Genomic DNA, 26,218 nt, shown 5'->3' on the forward strand with positions numbered 1-26,218 from the left:
ACTGGAGTCAGTTCAAGACAATTGCGTATATTATTTTACTAATGTAATATTCTTTTGCTAATGGTTCGTGAATGAAATGTCTCAGAACAACTCTATGAATCCTTGGAAATATAAACCTTGGTGGTGCCAACCTTGGTCTATTTTGCTCACAGGTATAATGTTAATTGGTGGTAGCTGGGTATTATTTAAAACAATTTGGTTAACTATTGTAGTCTGTGTACCTGTATTAACGTGGATGGGCTTTTTCTTGCTGATTTGGCCCCAACTCGTTATCCGCGCCGGTATTTTGGAATCACAAGAGGAATAGTTGTTAAGCCCAAGGCTGGAAGCTTTGGGCGATAAGGTATCAAATGCAAATTAATCAATGACCGGGCTGCCATGACGGCGAGGATCGTCTTGACTGCTTGTTGGTGTAACTGGTGCAGTAAATTGGGAAACTTTGCCACTGGCTTGACCGTATGGTAGAGGAGAATTAGCCACTAGAGCCTCTAGGTTACTTGCCATAACGGTATGAGGTTGGTCACCAATTGCCTGTGCGATAGGTTCTCCATTCTGATTGAGATAGACAAAATGGGGAATACCATCTACTCTGTACTTCAGCATTTCTGGCAACCACTTGGTATTATCGACATTCAGCATGACAAAATTCACTTTGTCAGCATACTGTTGTTCTAGTTGCGCGATGTCTGGTGCCATTTTTTGGCAGACAGTACACCAGTTAGCATAGAACTCCATCAATGATGGTTTGCCGTTAGCCAAAGCCACGTCTAACGGTGTAGATTGCTCATCTAACTGTGTCAGGGAAGCAGAGGTTGTCTCTGTTCGCAGTCCCACGACTAAGACAACGCTAAGGACGATCGCAACTATTGCAACCACGAAGTTTCTCAAGCGTGCCCCTATAGGGGATTCAGATTTGTCTGGAGAGTTAACAGATGAATCCTTACTCATAACAAAATTATTAAAACTTATTAAGTGCTGGTATCTTAAGTTTAACTTGCTTGCCTTCTTTCTTGATGTCAGATGTGGTTCCGAGGGCGACAACTCTAGAATAGAGTTTGCCCCTACGTTCTTTGAACAATCAGTAGAAAGAAACGTGAAAAAACGAGTTACCCTCTCTTTCCCCAAACGTGTTGTCCAAATGCCAGTCACCTACCGATTGGCAAGAGACTTCAACGTAGCTGCAAATATCATCCGCGCTCAAGTTGCCCCAAATCAAATTGGTAAACTGGTGGTAGAACTATCGGGAGACATTGATGAGTTGGAAGCAGCAATAGAATGGATGCGATCGCAAAATATCACCGTTTCTCAGGCATTAGGGGAAATCGTGATTGATGAGGACTTATGCGTTCACTGTGGTTTGTGTACTGGAGTTTGTCCCACAGAAGCCCTTAACCTAGATCCGCAAAGTTACAAGCTGATCTTCACGCGATCGCGCTGTATCGTCTGCGAACAGTGTATTCCCACTTGTCCCGTACAGGCGATTTCCACTAACTTGTAATAAGGATGAAGGATAAAGGATAAAGGGTGAAAAATAGGTTGATAGACTGATACGATTCTGCAATTTCTTGATGAGATTTACTTCATACTTCTGATTTCAGATTTTATACTTCATCCTTTATACTTCATCCTTTCTTATTATTCCAGTTTGAACACATCTGCCATAGCGCTCGCATCCCCTACGAGTCTATTTTTATTTGGAGAATCATAAACCACCAAAATTGAAGGTACCCCGGCTATATCTTGATATGCTGTTATTCCTTCTGCATGGTCGTCTCTATTGCCATAAGGAATATCAAGCAAAACTTCTGGATAGTGTAACCTATTTTCTGGCAAATTCACTCCATTTGCCAAACGGTAAATTTGCACCGGACCATCTAAATCCATTGTTGGGCCTGCTAGAATCAAAAAATCTTTGTCGTGCAAAAATAAATCCCGTATTCCCAAACCATTTAAAAAGAGAAAGTGTTTTTTATACTTTTGCTCTCCTTCTCCAAGAGTTCGCAATCTCATGAGTCCGGGAGCGGAATCCTCTAACTCGATTTCTAGGATTATAGACCAACCACGCAAGACAGGACCGCGCAAACCTAGAAAAATTTTGTTCTGGTAAACAGCTATTCCCTCAACATCAAAGCCGTTGTCTTTACCTGGAATTGCTGCTTGAACAAAAAATCCCAAGTGTTGGTCATTTGCTAATGCCTCCATTAGCTGGTTCCCCTTGTTAGTAACCTCTAGTTTTGCTGCAGACAACTCTACCTCGGGATTGGTAGGGTGAGGACAAGATGAGAACAAATCACCATTTACAAGAGGAATACGCCCTATGATATATCTATTTGGTTCCGATTGAACTTTTGCCAGTCTCTTAATATTTTTTTCATCTGATTTGTCCGATTTGGTTTTTTTCCGTTTGTAGCTGTGAGAACCAACGAGCCATAGGTAATAATCGTTATAAGCCAGCCCTTCGATATCAATCTCTTCGTCTTCTGGTGCTGGTAAACTAATAAAATTTGCTACATGAAATTGTTTGTGTTCCGCAAATTTACTATTATCGATTGCAGAAAGACGTTCGAGAGTTGATGTTTCGTCGGAACCAAGCCAAAGATGTTTGTCTGACGTAAGCAGCACGGCAGAGAGGTCTTCTCGGTGTGCTTTAAAGTTATCGTCACTAAATGTAAGTAGAACTTGATTTATTAAAGAAGGTATGTTTTGCATTTGATATCACCCTAATACGTAGCTCAAACAACTTAAATGTAAAATATTTTTAGTTTCGTAGATGCGCTGTCTTCCCATGCGTGGCAACTGGGAATATTTTATGTTTTTTTTATATATGATACTGAGGTTAGGCGATCGCTAAAGAAAAATTGTAACAAATTATATGAATCAGCTTAAGCATCTTTCCTATGGTTAACCGGGAGGCATAGAAAAAGAATACTAGGGACGAGTTGCCAATATAGTAAAATCAAACATTAGTAAGAAGAATATTGACTCTTGAGAAGATAATATAAATAAATATCAAAAAACAGGTATATATTGTTAAGTAATGATACTATTCAATAACTTCAGACCGTTACATATTGGTATTTAGACGTATTAAAGCACTATGATATTAGCTTCAAAACCTAAAGTAAAAAAAACTCTAGGTAGCTGCGCTCACTCAGCAATTCAAAAACACCTTAAGAAAACTTTAAAATGGGAAGGAGCAGTGAAAAAAGATAAAGATCCAGAAGCACTGCACCAAATGCGAGTGGGAATGCGTCGCTTACGCACTGCGGTGACTAGGTTTGCTCCGGCTTTGGATTTGCCCAAACCAGCAAATGATAAAAATATTGGTAAAATAGCACGTCGTCTGGGCAGCCTGAGAGATTTAGACGTGCTCAAAGAAACTTTGGAAAACCTTCGCAAACAACATTTACCCCGTAAAGAACAAGAATCTTTAGAGACAGCTTTAGACGTTTTGAGCGAACAACGTGAAAATGCACTCTCAGACGTAAAAGCAACTTTCAAGGATGAGCGTTACAAGTCTTTAAAAGAGACGTTGCACGAGTGGTTGAAAGAACCATCTTATCAACCACTAGCATCTCTGGCGATTGAGCAAGTGGTACCAGATTTACTTCTACCCGAGATGAGCGCATTCTTTCTGCATCCGGGCTGGTTAGTGGGAACCGAATTACAGGAAACAAAGATTGTGATTCCTAGAGACTGGAAAGCAGCGAAGGTTGAGGAAGAATTGATAGAAAGTGGGGAAACCCTTCACAGCTTGCGGAAACAAGCCAAACGCTTGCGCTACCAAATGGAATTATTTACTGACATATATGATGAGTCTTACTCAGCATATATTGCAGAAATAAAAAATGTCCAAGAAATTTTGGGAGGAATGCAGGATAGTGTAGTTCTAGCAGAGTGGTTAACTCACGCTTTGAAATCAGATATTCAGTCTCACCTTCCCACCGTTGCTAATGTCTTGGCAGAAAATCGTTACCAGCTGTGGCAGCAGTGGCAACCCTTACAAGAGCAATATCTCAAAGTTGAGACAAGGCAAAAGCTTCATTTAATGCTACTGAATACAACAGTATGACATTGTAATAGCACCGCTTTACATTAAGGTAAAAATTTATGCGATAGTGTTGGGTAAGTTTTGTCCATCATTGTTGAATATTGGTGGGCAGTGCCCACCCTACAAATTTTACTAATGACTAATGACAAAGGACAAGGGACGACTGAAATAGGAATTATCCAATGAGTTTTTGCCAAGTCAAGGGTCCCACAATTCCATCAGCAACTAAACCATTTTTCTGTTGAAATTTTTTTACTGCTGATTCACTTTGCGAACCATAAATTCCATCAATATCAACATTGACACGGTATTGCAAATATCTAACAACTGCACCATCCGCATGATTAAGCCTAATTATTGTTTTCGCTAAAATATCATTAATTACCTGATTTGTAGTGTTGCCAGCAATTCCCGTGGTTTGAATTCCGGTAATTTCTTGAAATTTTTTGATAGCAGATTTTGTCTCCGAGTTAGAGATGTTATTTTCTACTAAAGGTTTACCCTCTGCATCCGTTATTTTGAGTCGATTTAAAACTTTTTGAATATCGAGAGTTGAGAGAACTGTATTTTGTTCTGCTTTTGGTTGAGAATTCCCAAGGCTGGTTTGACCAGTTAGACCTTTAACGATCGCATTTGACATGGCTTCTACATTCAGCAGTTCCATATCTTTTTGCGAGTCAATAAAGCAACACTCGACCAGAATTGCTGTCATATTGGTGTTTCTAATCACATATAGGTGACTGCCATTTTTTACACCACGATTTTCAAATCCTAATTTGACGATTTCATTTAAGACAGATGCTGCAATTTCTCTGCCAGCATCACTCATTGCAAACACTTCTGTCCCATTTGCTTGACCGTTAAAAGCATTAAAATGGATAGAGACAAAAATATCTACTCGGGCAGTATTTGCTGTTTGGCATCTTTGGGCGAGAGATTCTCTCACCGTACTCGCTTCTGATGGCTTGCACGAGATGGCTTCATGCCCTAAATTTTTTAACTTAGATATGACTCTCGTGCCTATATCTAAAGTTAGATTATCTTCAATTTGTATTCCTCTGGCCCCTGTATCTGGAGGACAATTGTGTCCAATATCAATTCCAAATTTCATCTTCTTGACCTCAGCAAATAATCAATAAAAAATGAACTAGTATGAGCCATTAGATACAATTTTATCTTCCAACATCATTGATGTTTATTGCTGTCTCATATCTTTGCATAATCGCTCATTATTTCTAAAGAAACTAGGAGAGTTTCACCTAAATTACCCGGAAAGAGGCAACATAATCTTGCTTAAAATACGGTTCGTGAAATATTTTTTACTAATTCAATACAAGGTGTTATTGTTAACATAAAGAAAATTGTGAAAAAAGAAACAAGCGATATAAGACAAAAATATTTAAAATAGTAGATGTAAAACTTGAAAAAGCTTTCAATCTCAGGCATGAAACGTATTGTCCTGGTTGCAGGGTTTGAATCATTTAACGCTGACTTATACCGAAAGGCAGCTTTTTTAGCTACCTCTCGTGTGAATGAGTTAGATATTCGGGTATTTAGCGATCGCGACATTACCACCAAGCGTACTGAGGTGGAAGCAGCACTTCATAACGCTGATGTATTTTTTGGCAGCTTGTTATTTGATTATGACCAAGTGTTGTGGTTGCGCGATCGCATCTCAAGCATTCCCATCCGCCTGGTCTTTGAGTCAGCATTGGAATTGATGAGTTTAACCAAACTGGGTGCTTTTGCCATTGGGGATAAACCCAAAGGAATGCCCAAACCAGTGAAATTCATCCTTGACAAATTTAGTGGCGGACGGGAGGAAGACAAGCTAGCTGGTTATATCAGCTTTTTGAAAATAGGACCAAAGCTATTGAAATTTGTGCCGGTGCAAAAAGTGCAAGACTTGCGTAACTGGCTGATTATATATGGATATTGGAATGCAGGCGGACAAGAAAACGTTGCGGCTTTATTTTGGACGTTAGCAGAAAAATACTTGGGGTTGAAAATTGGGGATATTCCCCCGCCAATTGAAACCCCAAATATGGGGTTATTGCATCCCGACTACTCCGGTTATTTTGAATCCCCTAAGAACTATTTGGAGTGGTATCAAAAGAAGAGGAGAGAGGGAGAGAGGGAGAGGGGGAGTGAGGGAAAGTTCTCTCAAGTGCCATTCTCCAATCCCCACTTACCAATAGTAGGAATACTCTTATACCGCAAACACGTTATTACAAAACAACCTTATATTCCCCAACTGATTCGCCGTTTTGAAGAAGCTGGTTTGATACCTTTGCCCATCTTTATTAATGGTGTCGAAGGTCATGTCGCTGTGCGGGATTGGATGACAAGTGATTATGAAACCCAGCAACGACAGATGGGTTATGTAGAAACTCCCTCCCTGTCTCCGGAAGCAGTTAAAGTAGATGCGATCGTGTCAACCATTGGCTTTCCCCTGGTCGGTGGTCCCGCAGGTTCAATGGAAGCTGGGCGTCAGGTAGAGGTAGCAAAACGCATCCTCACTGCTAAAAATGTACCGTACATGATTGCTGCACCACTGCTTATTCAAGATATTCACTCTTGGACGCGCCAAGGTATCGGTGGTTTGCAAAGTGTTGTTTTATACGCATTACCGGAACTAGATGGGGCAATTGATACTGTTCCCCTTGGTGGGTTGGTAGGAGAAAATATTTATCTCGTGCCAGAAAGGGTGCAACGGCTCATTGGTAGGGTGAAAAGCTGGATTAATCTACGACAAACACCAGCATCTGAAAGGAAGATTGCAATTATTCTTTATGGATTTCCCCCTGGTTACGGAGCTGTTGGAACAGCCGCATTGCTTAATGTACCGCGAAGTCTCCTCAAATTCCTTCAAGCACTGAAAGAACAAGGTTATACTGTTGGGGATTTGCCAGAAGATGGGGAAGAGTTGATTCGCCAAGTCAAAGAAGCGGACGACTTAAGATTGGAAGAGACGGAAAATTTCCTACCCTCCTCCGTTAACGTCCGCACTTTAGAAAAATGGTTGGGATATCTCCGCACATCCCGTATTGAGAAACAATGGCAATCCCTAACGGGAACGGGTATTAAAACTTATGGGGATGAATTTCACATTGGTGGGGTTCAGTTGGGAAATGTTTGGATAGGTGTACAGCCACCTTTAGGGTTACAGGGTGACCCCATGCGGTTGATGTTTGAACGCGATTTAACCCCTCACCCCCAGTACGCTGCTTTCTACAAATGGCTGCAAAATGAGTTTCAAGCTGATGCAGTGGTACATTTTGGAATGCACGGGACGGTAGAATGGTTGCCTGGTTCTCCTTTGGGTAATACGGGTTATTCTTGGTCTGATATTTTGTTGGGAGATTTGCCCAATCTATATATATAGCGTTCTGAAGCCAGAGACGGCATTGATTTCCTCCCTCTGACAGTAGATTACGAAGAAAGACTGTATGCGGCAGGTAGAATTCCTGGAGGCATGCTGCGTCGAGAAGGACGCCCGCCAGAAAGAGCAATTCTCACTAGCCGTCTTATTGACCGTCCTTTGCGTCCGTTGTTCCCTTCGTGGTTGCGAGATGACTTGCAAATTGTGGCTTTAACCCTCTCAATGGATGAGTTGGTACCACCCGATGTTCTAGCAGTCACTGGTGCTTCCATCGCTACAATTATCGCTAAAATACCGTTTAATGGACCAATGGCGGCAGTCCGGGTTGGTTTGGTAGGCGATGATTTTATTATTAACCCCACCTACGCGGAAATTGAAGCCGGAGACCTGGATTTGGTCGTTGCTGGTTCCCCAGAAGGTGTCATAATGGTGGAAGCAGGAGCCAATCAGTTGCCAGAAAGGGACATCATTGAGGCAATTGAGTTTGGCTATGAAGCTGTGCAAGACTTGATTAAAGCACAGGAAGACTTGATGGCTGAAATGGGTTTGGAAATCCCAACCCAGGAACCTCCAGAGGTAGACTCAACCTTAGAGAACTATATACGCGAGCGGGCAACCGAAGATATTAAGAAAATCCTGTCACAATTTGATTTGGACAAGACACAGCGCGATGCAGCTTTGGATGCTGTGAAGGAATCCATTGAAAATGCGATCGCGGAACTGTCAGAAGATGACCCAGTTCGCGTTGCAGCTGGTGGAGATAAGGCAGTTGACAATAACTTTAAAGAACTGACCAAGAAGTTCATGCGCCGCCAAATTATCGAAGACAACGTTCGTGTTGATGGGCGCAAGCTAGACGAAGTTCGTCCGGTTTCTTGTCAAGTAGATCTTTTGCCAAAGCGAGTTCACGGCAGTGGTTTGTTCAACCGGGGGCTAACTCAGGTGCTATCTGCGTGTACTCTTGGGACACCAGGAGATATGCAGTACTTAAGTGATGACTTGCAACAAGACCAACAAAAGCGTTATATGCATCATTATAACTTCCCACCGTTCTCCGTAGGGGAAACCAAGCCCCTGCGTGCGCCGGGACGTCGGGAAATTGGTCATGGAGCACTTGCAGAAAGATCCTTGTTGCCCGTACTCCCATCCAAAGAACAATTCCCCTACGTAATTCGGGTAGTATCGGAGGTGCTTTCTTCCAACGGTTCTACCTCAATGGGTTCAGTATGCGGATCTACACTGGCATTAATGGATGCTGGCGTACCCATCTCCAAACCCGTCAGTGGTGCGGCAATGGGTCTGATTAAGGAAGGTGACGAAGTCCGAGTTCTGACGGATATTCAGGGGATCGAGGACTTTTTAGGCGACATGGACTTTAAAGTTGCTGGGACAGATAGCGGGATTACTGCCCTACAAATGGATATGAAAATCTCCGGTTTGTCTCTAGAGGTGATTGCTCAAGCTGTCCATCAAGCAAAAGCAGCACGGTTGCACATTCTGGAGAAAATGCTCCAGACAATCGATAAACCGCGTCCGGAAATGTCGCCTTATGCCCCACGTCTCATGACCATCCGGATAGACCCGGATATGATTGGTCTGGTGATTGGACCCGGAGGCAAGACGATTAAGGGTATCACAGAGGAAACAGGAGCAAAAATTGACATCGAAGATGATGGTACGGTAACAATTTCCGCCGTTGATGAAAATAAGGCGAAAAAAGCACGTAACATTATCCAAGGCATGACCAGAAAGCTTAATGAAGGTGATGTCTACGTAGGTCGTGTGACTCGGATTATACCAATTGGTGCGTTTGTAGAATTTTTACCCGGAAAAGAAGGTATGATTCACATTTCCCAACTTGCTGACTATCGTGTTGGCAAGGTTGAGGATGAAGTAGCTGTTGGCGATGAAGTGATTGTCAAAGTGCGGGAGATTGACAACAAAGGTAGGATTAATCTCACCCGCTTGGGTATTCATCCAGATCAAGCAGCTGCAGCGCGAGAAGCAGCCGCAATCAATCGGTAATCTGTGACGGGATTTTGGATTTTGGATTCATCGCAAATCCAAAATCTGGGCAGGACAATTCAATTCCCTCAGACTAAAGGTTTGGGGTGAAACAAACAAAGCCCGCTTGCGCGGGCTGAATATTAAGTAGGTCGTCGTAAATAAACACCAATAGGAGTTAGGGCTGTTAGTGGCAGCCCGTAGTTGTAAACCCAGCGAGAGAAACCTGTGTGTTGAGCCATTAACGCTTCTTCTAATTTATTTAGTTTTAACTTTCTCTTAATGGCAAACACAACAGATTCTCTTTATGCTATATACTTATTGTAATGCAAATTTAATTACAAGACAAGCCTCCTATGCCAAAACATATTTTAAACGTCAGGATTAATGATGAAGAAAGACAAATTCTGATTGAGTATTGCAATGCCGTAGAAAGAACACAGTCGGATGTGATTCGGGAGTTTATTCGTTCTCTAAAAAAGAAAACCAAGACGGAGCTAGATGTCACTTAATATCGAAGTTTGTCTGGTTAATTGTGTACTAGGAGTAACTCTTAACAGAAGTCTACATAGTTATGTTTTATTGTGCCGACTTACTTCTTAATTTAGACTTTGGATTTCAGACAATTCTGCAATTTTTCCGCTAGAACGTCAACATGAGGTTCCTCAAACAAGGTGAGATGAGAACCGGGAATCAGATGAACATCTATTTCTCCCGTCACTACATTACCCCAACCGAATTGCGGATCGTATTGCATACCGACTCCTTTTTCCTTGTCTCGATTTTTGTCAGAAGTCCGCAAAAGAACCATTGAACCCGCGTATTTTTTAAAAGTATAGTTTTTGGCAGCTTCTACGCTAGCATCCATCAGTGCTATGTGCAAATCATTTTGAGGCAAAGGTTCGTTCATTCTCAAATATTCCAAATACTGATTTGTGATATTGTGTTGAGTCCATTTCGCCCAACCACCCAACTTTTGCCACAAGTATGCAGGTCCCTGTTCTAATAAATTACTCAAATGCACTAATATTCGTTTAAAGAATGGCAACCGACTGCTAGACCCAGGAAAACAGGTATCAAGCATAGCAAGTATACCAATCTCTTCACCTTGTAAATAAAGTTGCTGTGCCATTTCGTAGGCAATAATACCACCCAAAGAATAACCACTCAGAAAATAAGGACCCTTTGGTTGAATAGACTGAATTTCTCGAATATAGAGTGCTGCCATATCTTCTATTTTGGTTAAGAAAGGCAGTTTTCCATCGATTCCTTGTGGTTGTATCCCATAAAACGGTCGATCTAAACCAAGATGCTGTGCCAAAGAGTAGTAACACAAAATTTCTCCACCAAGGGGATGAACGCAAAACAAGGGTGGTTCAGAACCTTTGGGTTGAATTGGTACCAAGCACGACCACTGAGCAAATTCTTCTTCCTTACACTGAACAAGTATTTTGGCAATGGCTTCCACTGTACCTGCTTGAAAGAGGGTAGCAAGAGAAAGTTTTTGGGTAAATTTGTGTTCAATTTGCGCGAATAAATTAACTGCTAATAAAGAATGCCCTCCAAGCTCAAAAAAGTTATCTTTCACACCAATTGGCTGAATACCTAAAACTTGTTCCCAAATTTCTACCAACTCACGTTCTAACTCGTTACGAGGAGCAACAAAGGTTTTCTTTTCTACTTCAGGTACTGGAAGGGCAGCGCGATTGAGTTTACCATTAGGCGTTAGGGGTAGCGCTTCTAGCATAACAAAGGACGTTGGAATCATATAGCTAGGAAGTTTGGACGTGAGAAATTGCCGCAGTTCGTTGGCTGTAGAAATTTGTTTTTCTTTAAGAACAACATATGCAACTAACTGCTTGTCTCCGGGAATGTCCTCTCTCAGCAGAACTACAACTTCTTGAACGGAGGGATATTGGCTCAAAACAGCTTCAATTTCTCCCAACTCAATCCGGAAGCCACGAATCTTGACTTGATTGTCAATGCGATCGCAAAACTCAATGTTACCGTTAGGTAGATAACGTCCCAAGTCTCCTGTTTTATAAAGTCTGTCTGTAGCAATCTTGGTAAATGGATTGACAATAAAACGTTCTTGGGTTAAAGCATCACTGCCAATATAACCAGAAGACAGGTAAGGAGTGCGAACGTAAATCTCTCCTATCTCGCCAATCCCAGCTAACTGTAATGTCTGAGTCAAAACAAGTAATTGTACATCCTCAATACCTTGACCCAGAGGTATCGTTTTAGGGATTGGGGAATAGGAACTGGAGACTGGGCTATCAACACCACAATCTTCAGGTATAACAAAGTAACCCATAGCTTGGGGTGTTTCAGTAGCACCATAAAAATTGACACAAGTGACTTTGGGAGCAAAACGACGGATTTTTGTGACATCTTGTGGCGCAAGCACGTCACCAGCAAAAAATACATAACGTAAGTTTGTAGTCTGGCTTTCGCTGTTTGCTGTCAGCAGTTGTGCCATTGCTGGTGTTAAATGAGCAACACTAATTCCCATAACCCGCATCCAATCAGCTAGCTGACCTAATGCCTCAATCTTTTCTTGTTGCGGAATGCATAAAGTTGACCCTAAGGACAAGGGTGTGAAAATATCTCTTAACAAAGGGTCATGAGATAAACCAGAAAGCATGCTAAATCTATCTGACTCGCGCAAACCAAAAGTCTTTTGATGCCATTGCACAAAATGAGATAGAGGTCTGTGGCTACCTTTAACACCCTTAGGTTTACCTGTAGAACCAGAGGTAAAGGCAATATAAGCTAAATCATCTGGTTCTACTCTCACTTGTGGCTCACTATTGGGATAACTTTGCAATCCTGTCAAGATTGAGTCATAAGAAATTTCCCAACAGCAGTGACAAACACTTTCTACACCCTCAAAAAGTGCAGTCGGAACTTGAGAATCTGAAGCAACCTGCAACCAAGCACGAGGTTGGGCTAGTTCAAGACAATCAATCAAGCGAGAAGTGGGATAAGCCGGATCGAGAATGACAAAAGCGCCACCTGCTTTCAAAACACCCAGAATTGCTATAACTAATAAGGCACTTCTTTGTCCGTAAATAGCAACTACGTCTTGAGTTTGAATGTTATTTGCTAGCAGATAGTGAGCTAATTGGTTGCTTAGTGTTTCGAGTTCCGCGTAAGTCCAAGCAACTCGTGCATCTACAACTGCCAGGTTTTGTGGTACTCTTTGGGCTTGTTGAGAAAATTTAGTATGAACGGCTGCTTCTGAGTGTACGGAAAGTTTTTGCTGAGGATTTGGTAACAGTAATGCAGCTTTGGGAGTCACCAGTGATAGAGAAGAAATATTGTGTTGTGGAGTTTCCCCAATCTGAAGGAGCAAATGATGGAACTGATGGAGCATTTCCACCATTCGCTCTGGTAGAAATAGGTCAGCATTGTAAACTAATTCCAGTTTGATTCCTTGCTGTTGTTCTGTCACATACAAGGTTAAGTCAAACTTAGAAGAGGCTTCTGGCATTGAAAGAGGTTCTACAGTCAAACCGGGCAATCCCAGTTTAATATCCTTTAAATTCAGCATATTAAACCACACTTGAAACAATGGGTTGCGGCTGGTATCTCTTTCTGGCTGTAGTTCTTGCACTAGTTTTTCAAAAGGCATATCTTGATGGGTATATGCTCCCAATGCCATCTGACGCACGCGATTAAGTAGGGTAGAAAAACTGGGATTTTCAGAACAGTTAATCCGTAAAACTACGGTGTTGATAAAAAATCCAATCAAATCTTCAAGTTCAGCCCGATTGCGACCTGCAATGGGAGAGCCAATAAGGATATCTTCTTGTCCGGTATAACGGTGTAAAAGTGTCCCAAATGCTGCAAGTAACGTCATAAACAGGGTCACGCCTTCCTGCTGCGATCGCACTGTCAAAGATGCTGCTAGAGTTTGGGGTAGTATCAAAGATTGCATTGCTCCTCGGTAAGTTTGCACTGGAGGACGCGGTTTGTCGGTCGGTAACTCCAGTACAGTATTTGCACCTGCTAGCTGGTCTTTCCAGTAGTCTAACTGCTGCTTGAGAACTTGACCCGATAACTGTTGACGCTGCCAAATTGCAAAATCAGCATACTGGATGGGCAGTTTTGGCAAGGGATTTGGCAAGTTCTTCGAGAAAGCCTCATACACTGTTGCCAACTGTTGCCATAAAATCCCCATTGACCAGCCATCAGAAGCAATATGATGCATGACCAGCAAAAGGACATATTCTTGATAATCTACACGGTACAAAGCTGCTCGCAACATCAAATCAGATGATAAGTTAAACGGACGATGCGCTTCCCGATTCAACTCATCTAGCACTTGAGAATGAGTTTCCCTGTTTTGATGCCGTGTAAAATCAATAACTTTCAGTTCCACAGAACGAGGTTCCCGAACAACTTGTATGGGGCTACCATCAACCGAGGTCATAAAATTTGTCCGCAGTGCTTCATGATGGGTAACAATTGCGTCTAAAGACTGCTGCAAGACGCCTATATCCAATGCCCCCTGCAAGCGAAATGCTTGAGAGATAATGTAAGTTGGGCTGTTTGGCTCCAACTGCTCCAAAAACCAAACTCTCTGCTGAGCAAAGGACAGAGGGGTCGAGCATCCATTGGCTAATCGGGGAATTGTGTGATTCTCCAACAGATCGATACCTTGGTTTTGAATAGCCACGATCGCATCAGCTAAATTCGCAATCGTTGGTTTCTCAAACAGTAACTGTACCTTAATTTCTACACCCAAAGCCCGACATAACCGAGATACTACCTGGGTTGCAAGCAGTGAATGTCCACCCAATTCAAAAAAGTTGTCATGGATACTGATGGCTTCCAAACCCAAAACTTCTGCCCAAATCGTTGCCAAAACCTTCTCAATGAGAGTGCGAGGTTCAACAAAATTGTTTTTACTGTAACTTCCTTTATCTAGCGCAGGTAAAGCATGGCGGTCTACCTTACCATTAGGGTTTAATGGCATGGTATCTAAAAAGACAAATCTGGCAGGGATCGTGTACTGAGGCAACTTATCCTGCAAAAAAAGGCGCAACTCATTATGGCTGGGAGGTTGTGTGGAATTTTGTTGAGGAGATACCACAACATAAGCCACTAGTTGTTTGTTTCCCGGAACGTCTTCTCGCGCCATAACTAAAGTTTGTTGCACGGCTGGATGTGTACCGAGTTTAGCTTCAATTTCTCCTAATTCAATACGGAAGCCCCGAATCTTGACTTGATGGTCAATACGACCAAGAAATTCAAGATTCCCATCAGGTAAGTAACGCACTAAATCCCCGGTTTTATAAAGTCGATCCGAACAAGGCAACCTAAAAGCATTTTTGACTGTTGCTTTGTTAAAAGGGTTGGGAATAAATTTTTCATCTGTTAGTTCGGGACGGTTGAAATAACCCCGTGCCAATCCTACACCACCAATATGCAATTCACCTGGTTCGCCAGTGGGTACGGGTTGCAAGTTTTCATCTAGTATGTAAATCCTTGCATTACTAATTGGGCGACCAATAGGAGCAAAAATCCCTTGAGTTCCGCGCTGACAAGTCCAGAAAGTCGCATCAATAGAAGCTTCAGTAGGACCGTAGCAGTTATGCAGAACATTTTCCAAATTTAGGCGGGCAAAAAATTGTTCTACCAATTCAATGGGTAAGGCTTCTCCACCACAAGTTACGTGGCGAAGGCTTTGACATTTCTCAATTCCCTCTTCTTCTAGCAACACGCGAAGTATAGAAGGCACTAGGGCGAGAACGGTAATTTGTTTCTCAACAATGGTCTTAACTAAATACCCAGTGTCTTGATGTCCGGTGGGATGAGGCAAAATTAACTGCCCTCCAAACGACAAACACCAAAATATCTGCCACACTGAGGGGTCAAAGCTAAAAGAAATCGTTTGCAGAACTTTATCTGCTTGAGTTAATCCAAAACTTGTTTGCCTCCAGTAAAGTTGGTTGCATATTCCATGGTGAGGAATCATCACCCCTTTGGGTTGCCCCGTGGAACCAGAAGTATAAATGACGTAAATCAGATTGTCAGGTGTTGTTTCCTGTTCAAGATTATCTTGGCTGTTCCGGGCTATTTGTTCCCAATCGCTATCCAAACAAAAAATTTGTGCTTTACAAGCAGGTAATTTATGAATTAAGTGCTTTTGCGTAAGCAGTACTGGTGTCTGAGTATCCTCCATGATGAAGGCTATACGTTCTTCAGGATATGCTGGATCGAGTGGTACATAAGCCCCTCCTGCTTTTAGAATTCCTAGCAGCCCTACTACCATTTCTAAAGAACGTTCTACACAAATACCAACTAAAACTTCTTTTTTTACCCCCAATTCACGTAGGTGATATGCCAGTTGGTTGGCTTGCTGATTTAACTGTCGGTAAGTGAGTTGTTGGTTTTCAAATACAACAGCAACAGCATCCGGCGAGCGCTCTACTTGAGCCTCAAATATTTGATGAATGCATTGCTCTAAGGGGTTATCTCTTTGAGTCTGTTGATTGTCCTGTTGTACTTGACAAATTTTTTCTATTGTTGAGGTATTGTCATCAAAAAATACAATTTTTCTGGTATTGCTCATGGGGATACAGATTCTAACGAGAATAACACGATTTCTAGGAAAAACAAAATTTTGATAAATTTCAGAAATTAGCCAAATCTCTCTTGATTTATGTTGAAATCAAAGAATTTTATGAGCGATCGCAACATAAGTCCAATAACTTCTCATTTTGAATTTGCTCTTGTGCTAATGCCAAAGCGTGATGGGCATTTTTGACATTTTTACTGTCTTTATTTTCATTTTCAAAACGTTTGAGATAAGCGTTGAGATACTTAATGCGAAGTTCTAAGTTATCAGTGTTCACAAGAAAAGGTAAATCTGATTCCACCATATAGCGAATAGCTAAAATGGGTATGGGGCTTTGAAGGGGATAAAAATTGGAGTTGTGCAAACCAGGGCTATAATTTCGCTTGTGAAATTCCCCTAACATCAACCCTGAATCTACAAAAAATCCTTTGAGTTTTTTCTGTACATTATCAATCAGGCGAGAGGTATCTTCTAGCTTAATATCAGGAAAAATCAGGAGAATAGTTTTGGCTATTTCAGCTTCTTTGTTCTGTGGCTCTAGTTTTAAAAAAATATCTTTATAGCCTAAAACTAATTGTTCAATTTCCTGTAACTGCAAATTTTGAGCGCGGATTACCCCTAGTTGAATACTATTTGTCCTGAGTGCATGAGGTACATAAGGGCATACAGGTCCCGATCTACCCAAATTTGGGTGAGGTTTTGTCAAAAAATTTTTAACCCATTGTTGAATCTCAATTAAATAGGGTAGGTCTTGTTGGAAGCGTTCTATCTCAATAGGTGTGTAGAGTTGCATTGTAATTATATTCCTCAACTTAGTTAACTTAATTTTCTGTGAAGCACAATTTATCCATGCAAAATGAAGCGAAATATCGCTGGAGATGAGACAGGCAATTTCATTTTTGATAAGGAACACATTCCTTATCTCACAGCCACGCAACGTCTTAGAAAAAATACTGACAGCATTTCTCCTAGCAAAGTCTTATTGGTCATACAAAAATTGGCTAAGTTAACTAGAACTTAAACCACGGACGTTTTTTGTCAGTAACGAAATTTCAGTTTGAGCCGTAGTAATTCATCTCAAACTCAAATTACCTTAACCGAGCTTTTACTTACTTACGTGATTATTATTATTAGTCATAATTCATTAAATTTGTATTCGTTTATGACTGAAAAATTTAAAGTTTTTGTATGCTTTTCGCTTAAAAAAATTCACAATGAATTTAAATAAAGAAATCAAAAAGCAGCCATCCTATTCCTAAGATAACTACTGGATTTTTCATTCAACTGTCTTTTTTGCCTTGCATTTTATCCAATTCGGTAACTCTTAACGGGGAACAGTCAAGAGCTAGGTGTAAAGAGTTACCACACAGAAATCTAACAACTTAATATTAGAGGCGTTGTCAATTTAGGTAAGTTTGAAAATTCACATACATAACCCTGTTTAAAGTTTTCTTTTAATTAGCTTTAGAATATAAAATTCTCAAAAAGATCTTTGTTATTTTTGTGAATTAACATTATTTGACTTTTAAAAATATGACACAGTCATATGAAAATGGTGTGTAGAAATGATGGCAATTACTTGACAAATAGGTACCTACTATTAAAACTTTCATAGCAGATCGAAATTATTCATAAGACACGAGAAACCCAACTTCTTTGAGAAATCGGGTTTCTGAGCTTACTAGGGAGGAAATACTTATACAAGACAGATGAAGATGATTCTCCCACAACTCAGGGGAGTTTATTTTTGCGGTAGAAATTTTGAATGTTATAAAACATTGATATTCTTTAATTACTACCATCGATATATTTAGAGGTATGCTGAGTTAATGTAAAGCTATAAGAAGTTAGCTCTCATCTCAAACTTGACATTAAGCGTTGTGAGTGCCAAGCGTTTACCAGAAACTACTGCCCATGTTAGGATCATCCGCCAATCCTGGCAACAGGGCTTTCTTGAAGGTGAAGTCAGAGCAGGTGATTTTGAGTGGCAGTTCCAATGGCATTTCCGTCGCGGGGAACTGGCAGTGAAGCCTTCTCAAGGACGTGCTTTAATCAAAGAACCGCTAGGTCGGTTTTTAGAGCAACGAGACTACCAACTCGAACCGGGCGGAGACTACGCATTTACTATTCGGGCTCAACTGTAATCTTAATTAAGTAAGTAGACAGAAATAAATAAAACTGTGTTGGGAAATGTCAACCTACTCGAAATCCTTACCAATGACAAAAGACAAAGGACTCATGCCTCATTTCAGTGAGTGACTTCAGTCAACCGATTTAAATATCGTTCAATCAACAGGATAGCAACAATATCATCTATTGGTCTTGGTGGTTGTCGCATCCCTTGTGGTAGCAACTTAGTTAATCCTTTCGGTGGGTACATCTCCCAGTAGCGATCGCGTGCTTCTAGGCTGGTATATCGTTCATCGACTAAAATGATATTCAACGGATCTGTGAACTCTTGCTGTAGTTGTTGTTTCCAACTTTTAGCCGTTGTTTGGTCTCCCATAACCAACAAGGAAACGGGAAATTTTTGGCGCAACTTAACAATAGCAGCGATCGCCCCTGAAGATTGTACAACTTCGTGATAGTAGAGTTGCCGATCCAAGCCCATCACAGCTAAACCACACTTATCTCGACCTGGATCGAAGCCCAAAATGACTGGTTGTGTTGGTGAAAAATCAGGATTAGTCATTAGTCATTGGCTGTTTGTGATTGGTTGGGAGTCGTTGGTTGTAGAGACGTGCCATTGCAGGTCTTGTTTTAATATTATCCTTAAGTTTGTTTAAGTACTAAAAACAATGAGTCCGTTTTGAAGTGCTACCAGTTTCACTTTGAGTGGTCCGGCTGTGTAAGTGTCCTCTGCTGCAATAGCTTTGATTTCCAATGGCTGGTCATACTGCCTCAATTGGGCAATAAAGCGATAGATAGTGCTATCTATTTGGATACTCTCAAGTATTCCAGCACTCCGAGCGCGAAATTGAGAAGCGGAAATCAGCAATTCCAGCCGCTGCCGTATTTGATATGTAGTCATATTTTTTGGATCTGCTGTTGTTGCAGCTAGTACCTCTCCTCCTGTAAAAACTTTTTGATTTAGCGTCGCATCCGCAAAAAACTGTATGCCCTTTTCGCCTCTAACATAGTTACCGGCACTAAAAACCCTGACTACGTATTCTCGACCATCATCAATTTGCTTGCTTAATTGTTCAACTTGGTCTCTTGTAGCGTACAGTATCGGTGTATTTTCTTGATTTGTACCGGGTTCGGTTAATTCCTGGCTGGCATTTCGGTTAGCTTCTTGTAGCAGTTGAGCAATTGCAGCACGAGCTGCAGGAGGTTGGTCAACGCGAAGTACGCCTGCTGCAAGAACCTGACCGCGAATGATGGCAAGTTTTCCCAAACGCAGTTCGCGATAGGACTGATAAAATTTTTCCAGCCTTGCGACTTCCTGTTCCAGTTCGTTCTGTTGTGTTTCCAGTTCTTTCAGTCGAGATTCCCTTTGAGAAATAACTGTTTCTCGTTCCGCAATAGCTTGATTGCGTTCTTGAATCAGCCGATCCAGTTCAAGCATTTTTCGGTCTCGCTGTTCAATAGCTTGCTGTCGTTTAGCTAGTTCGCGATCCCGTTTTTCAATAGCTTGTTGCGCTTGACCGATGGCAGCTTTGGCTTCAGCGTAAAGTCTTTCCCGCTCAATCTTACGTTTTTGTATTTCTACTAACAGCTTTTTTTTCTCATCATCAACACTTTTGAGTTCAGTGATGGCTTGTCTGTACCGTGCGACAACTTGGTCGAGTTGGGTTTCGGTATTTTGAAGTTGAGCTTGAGTTTGAGCTTGTTGGCTAACAGTACGGTTGAGTTGTTCTGTCGTGCGGTTCAGTTGAGCTTGCGTTGCCTGTTGCTTGGCATTTGCTTCTTTTAGGGACTGATTGGTTTGTTGCAAACGTTCTTCTTGGGCTTTTTGTTCTTTTCTAGCTTGTTCTAGTTCTTGTCTTGTGCTGTCTAGTTGCTGAGTTGTTGCATCAAGACTTTCGCGTTTGCGACGAAGGTCTTTTTGAATATCCTCAAGCTCAAATACCCCTTTCCGCAATCCTTCATCAGCAGCAAATAAAATCGCTAATGTTGATGCCGAAATCAAAGTTCCAGTCAGAAGAGTAACCAAGACTGCTGTGTTTTTAGGACGCAGCTTGAAAAGTGAGAGTCGTGCCTTGCCAACTCGGGTGCCGATCCGGTCTCCCACTGTGGCAATCACGCCTCCCAAAATTAATATTGCCAATATTAGGATGTACCCGGTGGTCATCTTTAAGCTACCGACGAAATCCTTCCAGATACAGCCTACTACTTCCAGCCATCATCTGTGGAGAAATTTAAGGACAGTGCTGGGTTGTTAAGAAAAGTTTTGAGTTCTGAGCAATAAGCCCTGAGCCGTTTATTTCTTGTTACTTTCATTTTACTCTGTATTCAGAACTTAGAACTCGGAACTCCTAACTTAGAAGTGTTTTAGGTAAATTGCCGACTTAAGGTAACAGGCTTGTGGACAGTGATCTTTTTCTTATGTATGGAAATCATTTTTTTCTCACGTAGGTCGCCGAGGAGTCTGGTGACAGTAACGCGAGTCGAGCCAATTGCTTCTGCGATCGCCTGATGGGATAGCTTCAAATCAATTGTGATTCCATCTGCACAAGGCACGCCAAAATCACGACAGAGAATTAACAAAAAGCTCACCAAACGCGATCCCATATCTCGGTGAGCTAGTGTTTCGATCATCATCTCTGTTTGTAAAATTCGCAGGAATGGCGTTTCTTTTGTAGGGGATATGTTTCGGGATCGGCTTCCCCGTAAACTTTCACGTTGTGAGCTTTTAACTCAATACGCTGTCCCTTTCCTTGGGAAGCTACCAAGACTCCAGCAACTTCCACGGAAGCACCCGTGTTCAGTTGTTTCAAAATACCCTCGTACTCTGGCAAATCTTCATTGATTACAACTTGCAAATTAGCCAAGGATGAGCCGTCATTAACTTCAATAAAAGCAAAACCTTTTAACTCCCGTTTTGTACGAACCCACCCTTGAACTACCAGAGACTCATCAGGTTGACCATTTCGCAATACTTCTGCAATCCGTAGATTTACCATATCATCCAGCAAATTTACTTTAATAACCAGCCTATGATAACGCCCAAACCCCCAAAGCGAACCGCCAGCCAGAAAGGTTCTTGGAAGCTATTCCATGAAAACAACTGGCTTTCCAATCTCAGTTCTAGGTCTTCGAGTCTTTGTTGAATATTCCTTAACTCAGTTTTCCATCCAGTCTGTTTGCTGCGACGCAGTTCTTGGATCTGTTGTTGCAACTCTTTTTGCTCTGCTCGATCTGCTTGCACTTGATTGTAACGTTTTTTTAACAAAGCAAGTGCTTGCTCCACTTCCAAAAGTTCTTGTTCAAATTCTTGCTCTGAGTTTTCCTCGTTATCCGGCTGTTCTGAGGGTTTTTTATAAGGTTTCATTTATAAATAGTCAGCTCGTGTTCTATGCGGTTTTGCCAATAGTCACGCTAATTTGGTTTATATCACCTCACAAGCTTGTCTCATCATGTCTCAATCAACCCAGTCGCCCAAAACCAGTCAACTGAGTCAATTTAGTAATGTTGAACTAGCTCAAGCCCTTATGGAAAGGCTGAGTATTTCTCCTAACGATTGGCATCGCCTCAAGTCTAACCGCAAAGTTCGCGCTAGTGAACAAATAGCTGCTGCTCTTGTTTTTCTTCTTAAAGAGCAACCTGAAGAAGCTTTACAAAGGCTTCAACAAGCAACTGGCTGGCTAGATAAATCTATTTCTGCGCCACCCTGTCCAACTCATGGAGATGGGAAAGTGAGTAGTTAATAGTTAGTCGTTAGTAGTTAGTAGGGGTGGAAGTACCACTAACCAGTAGCCACTAACTACTAACTCTTTTATAATTAACGTCGCAGAGCTAATTTACCTTTATGCTCTAATTGTTTACATAACCTTAATTCTGTACCTTTCCTGTTCCACTCTACTTGATCGAAAACCTGACGCAGAATACATAAGCCACGACCGTTTTCAGATTCATCTGGTGGTAAGTACTCTGTAGGATCTTCATACTCAGGCGCGGAGGGACTAAAACCGTCGCCTTGGTCTGTTATCACCCACCAGTACTGGTTGTCAATTAAGGAAAATCGAACTACAACTCTTTTTCCAGGATCTAGATTGTTACCATGCTTGGCTGCATTGACTAGGGCTTCTTGAAGCCCCAGCCGCAGTTCTGCTTGCAACTTTCTTGGAATCTCCGCTAATAGTAAATCCAATATTGGGCAGAGATATAGAGTTGAGGCGAAACTAATCGTACCCCAATTACGTCCTGTTGGACGGAGAGATATATTAATCACAAAAATAACCCCGTAGCTTTCAGAGTTAGCTAGACATCAGTTTGCTGTCACAGGCACCCTGATCGAATGTGAGGTGGTCGTGTTGCCTTCAAACTTGCGTCTGTTGAACTAAATTTTGAAAATGCTAGGGAGCATTGACTCTCTTAAATCGTATGAGTTGCTTAGGCATGATACATCTAGATATGCACCAGATATGGGATTAAGCAACTTAGATGCTTGTGTAAAAAAGAGTGCCATCTTACTCTTCTTTTTAGTCCTGTATAAGCTAGACAACTCGATTCATAACTCCAAGAGAGGCTTTGCCGTTTCAACTGTTTTGCACAAAAGGAATCATATTTTTAGCTTAGTTCCATATTAGCATTTCTAGTGCATACCGATCCACTATTTTTTATTTTGAGTTTTTATGAAGAACAAGCAAACTTAGTTTGCGTTTGATAGCTCAAGAAATGCTGCTGCTTCCACATGAGCGGTTTGTGGAAAGAAATCAGCACCTTGAACTCGTGTCAGAGTGTATACTCCACCTTCACAAAGTAATTTTAGGTCACGCGCAAGAGTGGCTACTTTACAACTGACGTATACAACACGAGGAGGTTTCGCTTGTCGTAAGGATTGAATAACGGCGCGATCGCACCCTTTTCGTGGCGGGTCGAGCAACACTATGTCTGGAGAAATCTCCATTTGGGGCAGTAATTTTTCTACAGCACCAGTGTGAAAGTTTACATTATAAATACCATTGCGCTGTGCATTTAAAATTGCCTGTTCCACCGCCTCTGGTTGTAATTCCAATCCCGTAGCTTTCTTTACCTTTTTTGCCAGCGGTAAAGTTAATGTGCCGATACCGCAGTAAGCATCAAGTAGCACTTCATGACCCTGTAAATTGAGTTGTGACTCAATCACTTGTAATAATTCTTCTGCTGTCTCCGTATAAATTTGAAAAAATGTATCGGGTCGTACATGAAATTCCAATCCGGCGAATTGTTCTCTCAAATAAGAAACTCCAGCAATACAGCGGGTTTCCGCCCCAAAAATAGCATTGGTACGTTCTGGATTGCGGTTAACAGAAACTCCCACCAAGTGAGGATAGCGCTCCAACCACTCCTGGGCTTGTTCTGTCATTCCTGGTATGTCCCAATCTTTAACCACCAAAGTTAGCAACATCTCTCCTGTACGGCGACCAATGCGTAAACCAAGATGTCGTATCAGACCCTTGTGAGCGCTTTCGTTATAAACTTGCCAACCCCGCTTTTGGATGTCTTGCTTAACTTCCATTAAAAGTGGATTTAATCGGGGATCTTGTACGGGGCATTGATTTAAGTTAATCAATTGATGGCTACCTTTTTGGTAATAACCCGCCTGAAGCTGACCGCGGCGAGATATCCCTATAGGATATGTGGCTTTGTTACGATAGCCCAAGCTTTCAGAACCCAATACCACAGAATCTACTGGTGGTTCAACAAAACCACCAATTCGTTGCAAAGCCTGAATAATCTGATGCCGCTTTGCCTCAAGCTGATATTCGTAATTGATATGCTGCCACTGGCACCCACCGCACTTGTCAGCAACTATACAGCTAGGTCGAATCCGGTGTGTTGATTTTTGTAACAGTTCTTGAATCTGACCGTGAGCGTAGGTAGGTTTGACGTGAACCAGACGGACAAGAACGCGATCGCCCGGTACCGTATCGGGTACGAAGACAACCCGTTCATTCCAGCGTCCCACGCCATCACCCGTATCGTTCAAGTCCGCGATCTCCACTTCAATAAATTCACCTTGTTTCCACATTGTTTCAGTCATAGTCGTTTGTCATTGGTCATTTGTCATTGGTCATCAGTAATTGCTGCCCAAAGTCCCCCAAGTTCCCCAAGTCCTCCTTGTCCCCCAGGTCTCCCTACTTCTGGGATCCCTTGTCTGTCTTGTCCCCTTTATTTATGTCCACAAGACTCGTTAAACTAGCAAATAATAAATAATTGATGTCATTGCAATAATCATGACTGTAGTAAGCCAAGTTATTCTCAAAGCCGATGACGAACTGCGTTACCCTAGCAGTGGCGAACTCAAGAATATCAAAGAGTATTTGCAAACTGGGGCACAGCGGATACGGATTGTCGGAATTTTAGCCGAAAATGAAAAAAAGATAGTTCAAGAAGCTACAAAGCAGCTTTGGCAGAAGCGCCCTGACTTCATTGCTCCAGGAGGCAATGCTTACGGTGAACGCCAACGTGCTCTTTGTATCCGTGACTTTGGTTGGTACTTGCGCCTAATTACTTACGGCATACTTGCTGGTGACAAAGAGCCAATTGAGAAAATTGGCTTAATTGGCGTGCGAGAAATGTACAACTCCCTTGGGGTGCCCGTACCAGGAATGGTAGAAGCCATTAACTGTCTGAAAAAAGCTTCCCTTGATTTGCTCAATGCAGAGGATGCCGCTGAAGCATCACCGTACTTTGATTACATCATCCAAGCAATGTCGTAGTACTTCTCACTCAGCCTCACTGATACATATATATTAGCTATACATTCCCCACACTTGGTGGTGGCTGTGGCAGGTTTTCTGTCAGGTGACTAGCAGGTTGTGGGGAAATTTTATTTAGTCCTCGGTCACTGGTCATTAGTATTACAAATGACAAAGAACAAAGGACAAATGACAAAAAGCCGACAGTCTTCAGGTAAGGCTGTCGGCAATTAGTGTGTTCCCTATTAATGACTCGGCTAGAGTTCAGTTGTATGTATTGTGCCAATTCGACCCAGTTGGGAATAGGATCTCCGTCATGAGTACCCGTGATTTTCATCACCACAATTATTTCAAGCCGACTGTAACAACCAAATTAACTTTTAGCGCTATAATAATGACTCTATTGAAATTTTAGTAACTTTAACTACAAATTCTGCGCGGAATGGAGTAGCTACTCCTGTATCGCCAAGCGACAGGTGTTCTTTGCACACAGATGTTTGTAGATGTTTGTAGGGTGGGCACTGCCCACCGCCATTGAGTGTACGGCATAGACCCTTCCTACTAGTACATTTGCCTTAAAATAACGAACAATGGTGTGTTACAGGAAGTAGCGATCGCGCATTTTAGTTGAATTAATCAAGTTGTGCGGTCTAGTCCCACGCATATTGGTGGTCAATTGGGTAGCTACCTGTAGATTGCAAGCAAAGAGGCAGTGCTCGTAAAGATGCTTGCTTCCATTGGCAACAAGCCTAAGGAGTATTGTTTAATCCTTTTAAAAAAGCTGTTTCATTCGCGTAAGTAGTAAGTATATTTTCTCCAATTTTCTGGTATCAAACTTGTAAAGCTAAAAATGATTCCCTAGCATTTTTATGATTTCTTTTGTATCAGCAACCACCAATCCAATCTATAGGCTATCTGTAACAATTATGTTATGTAGAACTGTAGTAACACCCAAAAAAACTAGAATTTCATGAACTAAAGCAAGCACAACAGCTACTAGCAGTGAATGAATTTTGAAGCCTGAGCTTGCCAAATTCCCACTGAAGATAGAATTACCGTACTGGTAATTACTGAAAATTTTATGCTTTACTTAATTAAGTTCTATTTTATGAAATAGTCTTCATTGTTGAAATGTTGGAAATACTTAAATGCACCTGATGACCCTAAGTGTTGCTTGAGAAATTACGTATTTCCACAGATGATTCAAATAAACCATCATTGGCATCAGCAAAGTGTAGTGGTTATAGAAACAACACTTGCAAACATATAGCTCTCTGTTTGACTACGTCTATAATATTCCAGGTACACTGAAAATTCTTCAATAATATCAAGGTTCTTTAAAAGAA

The 26,218-nt window shown here is 41.6% G+C and carries 20 protein-coding genes and 4 pseudogenes; 10 read left to right on the top strand and 14 right to left on the bottom strand.

Annotation, left to right across the window (positions count from 1 at the left end):
* The first annotated feature begins 76 nt into the window (after window positions 1-76).
* Window positions 77-307: a DUF6737 family protein gene (locus tag ACYRY3_RS19650; RefSeq protein ID WP_460203291.1), complete on the top strand. Its 231-nt coding sequence runs from the start codon at window positions 77-79 to the stop codon at window positions 305-307.
* A gap of 50 nt (window positions 308-357) precedes the next feature.
* Here ACYRY3_RS19650 and ACYRY3_RS19655 read toward each other — a convergent pair whose 3' ends face one another.
* The gene (locus ACYRY3_RS19655; protein WP_460203292.1) at window positions 358-948 is read right to left on the bottom strand and encodes a thioredoxin family protein; all 591 of its coding nucleotides are present in this window, start codon (window positions 946-948) and stop codon (window positions 358-360) included.
* 145 nt (window positions 949-1,093) lie between these two features.
* Here ACYRY3_RS19655 and ACYRY3_RS19660 point away from each other — a divergent pair, with 145 nt between their 5' ends.
* Window positions 1,094-1,498, top strand: coding sequence for an NIL domain-containing protein (locus ACYRY3_RS19660; protein ID WP_460203293.1), 405 nt, complete (start codon window positions 1,094-1,096; stop codon window positions 1,496-1,498).
* A gap of 137 nt (window positions 1,499-1,635) precedes the next feature.
* Here the strand turns inward: ACYRY3_RS19660 and ACYRY3_RS19665 are convergent, their stop codons facing one another.
* Window positions 1,636-2,709: a DUF3616 domain-containing protein gene (locus tag ACYRY3_RS19665; protein ID WP_460203295.1), complete on the bottom strand. Its 1,074-nt coding sequence runs from the start codon at window positions 2,707-2,709 to the stop codon at window positions 1,636-1,638.
* Window positions 2,710-3,097: 388 nt separating this feature from the next.
* Between ACYRY3_RS19665 and ACYRY3_RS19670 the strand changes: the two genes are divergently transcribed.
* On the top strand, window positions 3,098-4,072 hold the full coding sequence (locus ACYRY3_RS19670; RefSeq protein ID WP_460203296.1) for a CHAD domain-containing protein: 975 nt from the start codon (window positions 3,098-3,100) through the stop codon (window positions 4,070-4,072).
* 154 nt (window positions 4,073-4,226) lie between these two features.
* Here the strand turns inward: ACYRY3_RS19670 and ACYRY3_RS19675 are convergent, their stop codons facing one another.
* Window positions 4,227-5,162 (bottom strand): N-acetylmuramoyl-L-alanine amidase, encoded by a 936-nt coding sequence (locus ACYRY3_RS19675; protein WP_460203297.1) that lies wholly within the window; start codon window positions 5,160-5,162, stop codon window positions 4,227-4,229.
* A gap of 333 nt (window positions 5,163-5,495) precedes the next feature.
* Here ACYRY3_RS19675 and ACYRY3_RS19680 point away from each other — a divergent pair.
* Window positions 5,496-7,433 (top strand): annotated as a pseudogene (locus ACYRY3_RS19680) (cobaltochelatase subunit CobN); the annotation flags it as partial.
* A gap of 3 nt (window positions 7,434-7,436) precedes the next feature.
* Window positions 7,437-9,458: pseudogene (locus tag ACYRY3_RS19685) on the top strand (polyribonucleotide nucleotidyltransferase); the annotation flags it as partial.
* 122 nt (window positions 9,459-9,580) lie between these two features.
* Here ACYRY3_RS19685 and ACYRY3_RS19690 read toward each other — a convergent pair.
* Window positions 9,581-9,730 carry a helix-turn-helix domain-containing protein gene (locus tag ACYRY3_RS19690; RefSeq protein WP_460203298.1) on the bottom strand — a complete coding sequence of 50 codons (150 nt, stop codon included), beginning with the start codon at window positions 9,728-9,730 and terminating at the stop codon, window positions 9,581-9,583.
* Between the two features lie 63 nt (window positions 9,731-9,793).
* Here ACYRY3_RS19690 and ACYRY3_RS19695 point away from each other — a divergent pair, with 63 nt between their 5' ends.
* A complete protein-coding gene (locus tag ACYRY3_RS19695; protein WP_460203300.1) occupies window positions 9,794-9,949 on the top strand; it encodes a CopG family transcriptional regulator in 156 nt (51 codons plus the stop codon).
* Between the two features lie 92 nt (window positions 9,950-10,041).
* Here ACYRY3_RS19695 and ACYRY3_RS19700 read toward each other — a convergent pair whose 3' ends face one another.
* Together ACYRY3_RS19700 and ACYRY3_RS19705 are read right to left on the bottom strand one after the other, a co-directional pair.
* Window positions 10,042-16,020 carry an amino acid adenylation domain-containing protein gene (locus ACYRY3_RS19700; RefSeq protein ID WP_460203301.1) on the bottom strand — a complete coding sequence of 1,993 codons (5,979 nt, stop codon included), beginning with the start codon at window positions 16,018-16,020 and terminating at the stop codon, window positions 10,042-10,044.
* Between the two features lie 109 nt (window positions 16,021-16,129).
* Window positions 16,130-16,819 carry a DUF6875 domain-containing protein gene (locus ACYRY3_RS19705; RefSeq protein ID WP_460203303.1) on the bottom strand — a complete coding sequence of 230 codons (690 nt, stop codon included), beginning with the start codon at window positions 16,817-16,819 and terminating at the stop codon, window positions 16,130-16,132.
* Between the two features lie 63 nt (window positions 16,820-16,882).
* Between ACYRY3_RS19705 and ACYRY3_RS19710 the strand changes: the two genes are divergently transcribed.
* Together ACYRY3_RS19710 and ACYRY3_RS19715 are read left to right on the top strand one after the other, a co-directional pair.
* Window positions 16,883-17,047, top strand: coding sequence for a hypothetical protein (locus tag ACYRY3_RS19710; RefSeq protein WP_460203304.1), 165 nt, complete (start codon window positions 16,883-16,885; stop codon window positions 17,045-17,047).
* Between the two features lie 859 nt (window positions 17,048-17,906).
* Window positions 17,907-18,170 (top strand): DUF3146 family protein, encoded by a 264-nt coding sequence (locus ACYRY3_RS19715; RefSeq protein ID WP_460203305.1) that lies wholly within the window; start codon window positions 17,907-17,909, stop codon window positions 18,168-18,170.
* A 104-nt stretch (window positions 18,171-18,274) separates the two neighbouring features.
* Here ACYRY3_RS19715 and ACYRY3_RS19720 read toward each other — a convergent pair whose 3' ends face one another.
* The 5 genes and pseudogenes from ACYRY3_RS19720 to ACYRY3_RS19740 all read right to left on the bottom strand — a co-directional run bounded on the left by ACYRY3_RS19720 (window position 18,275) and on the right by ACYRY3_RS19740 (window position 21,520).
* Window positions 18,275-18,718, bottom strand: coding sequence for a pre-16S rRNA-processing nuclease YqgF (locus tag ACYRY3_RS19720; RefSeq protein ID WP_460203306.1), 444 nt, complete (start codon window positions 18,716-18,718; stop codon window positions 18,275-18,277).
* A 90-nt stretch (window positions 18,719-18,808) separates the two neighbouring features.
* Window positions 18,809-20,320 carry a DUF3084 domain-containing protein gene (locus ACYRY3_RS19725; protein ID WP_460203307.1) on the bottom strand — a complete coding sequence of 504 codons (1,512 nt, stop codon included), beginning with the start codon at window positions 20,318-20,320 and terminating at the stop codon, window positions 18,809-18,811.
* Window positions 20,321-20,520: 200 nt separating this feature from the next.
* Window positions 20,521-20,808 (bottom strand): annotated as a pseudogene (locus tag ACYRY3_RS19730) (helix-turn-helix domain-containing protein); the annotation flags it as partial.
* Window positions 20,796-21,152: pseudogene (locus ACYRY3_RS19735) on the bottom strand (OB-fold nucleic acid binding domain-containing protein); the annotation flags it as partial. The pseudogenes ACYRY3_RS19730 and ACYRY3_RS19735, both read right to left, overlap by 13 nt.
* Before the next feature lie 14 nt (window positions 21,153-21,166).
* On the bottom strand, window positions 21,167-21,520 hold the full coding sequence (locus ACYRY3_RS19740) for a sll0565 family protein (RefSeq protein ID WP_460203308.1): 354 nt from the start codon (window positions 21,518-21,520) through the stop codon (window positions 21,167-21,169).
* 85 nt (window positions 21,521-21,605) lie between these two features.
* Between ACYRY3_RS19740 and ACYRY3_RS19745 the strand changes: the two genes are divergently transcribed.
* On the top strand, window positions 21,606-21,896 hold the full coding sequence (locus ACYRY3_RS19745; protein WP_460203309.1) for a DUF6439 family protein: 291 nt from the start codon (window positions 21,606-21,608) through the stop codon (window positions 21,894-21,896).
* Window positions 21,897-21,970: 74 nt separating this feature from the next.
* Here ACYRY3_RS19745 and ACYRY3_RS19750 read toward each other — a convergent pair whose 3' ends face one another.
* Window positions 21,971-22,420: an ATP-binding protein gene (locus ACYRY3_RS19750; protein ID WP_460203310.1), complete on the bottom strand. Its 450-nt coding sequence runs from the start codon at window positions 22,418-22,420 to the stop codon at window positions 21,971-21,973.
* A gap of 420 nt (window positions 22,421-22,840) precedes the next feature.
* Window positions 22,841-24,214, bottom strand: coding sequence for a 23S rRNA (uracil(1939)-C(5))-methyltransferase RlmD (gene rlmD, locus ACYRY3_RS19755; protein WP_460203311.1), 1,374 nt, complete (start codon window positions 24,212-24,214; stop codon window positions 22,841-22,843).
* A gap of 193 nt (window positions 24,215-24,407) precedes the next feature.
* On the opposite strand from rlmD, the gene ACYRY3_RS19760 reads away from it, so the two are divergent.
* A complete protein-coding gene (locus tag ACYRY3_RS19760; protein WP_460203313.1) occupies window positions 24,408-24,893 on the top strand; it encodes an allophycocyanin in 486 nt (161 codons plus the stop codon).
* 37 nt (window positions 24,894-24,930) lie between these two features.
* On the opposite strand, the gene ACYRY3_RS19765 is transcribed toward ACYRY3_RS19760, so the two are convergent.
* Window positions 24,931-25,209 (bottom strand): hypothetical protein, encoded by a 279-nt coding sequence (locus ACYRY3_RS19765; protein WP_460203314.1) that lies wholly within the window; start codon window positions 25,207-25,209, stop codon window positions 24,931-24,933.
* Window positions 25,210-26,218 lie beyond the last annotated feature (1,009 nt).

The sequence above is a fragment of the Scytonema sp. NUACC21 genome (assembly GCF_054684315.1).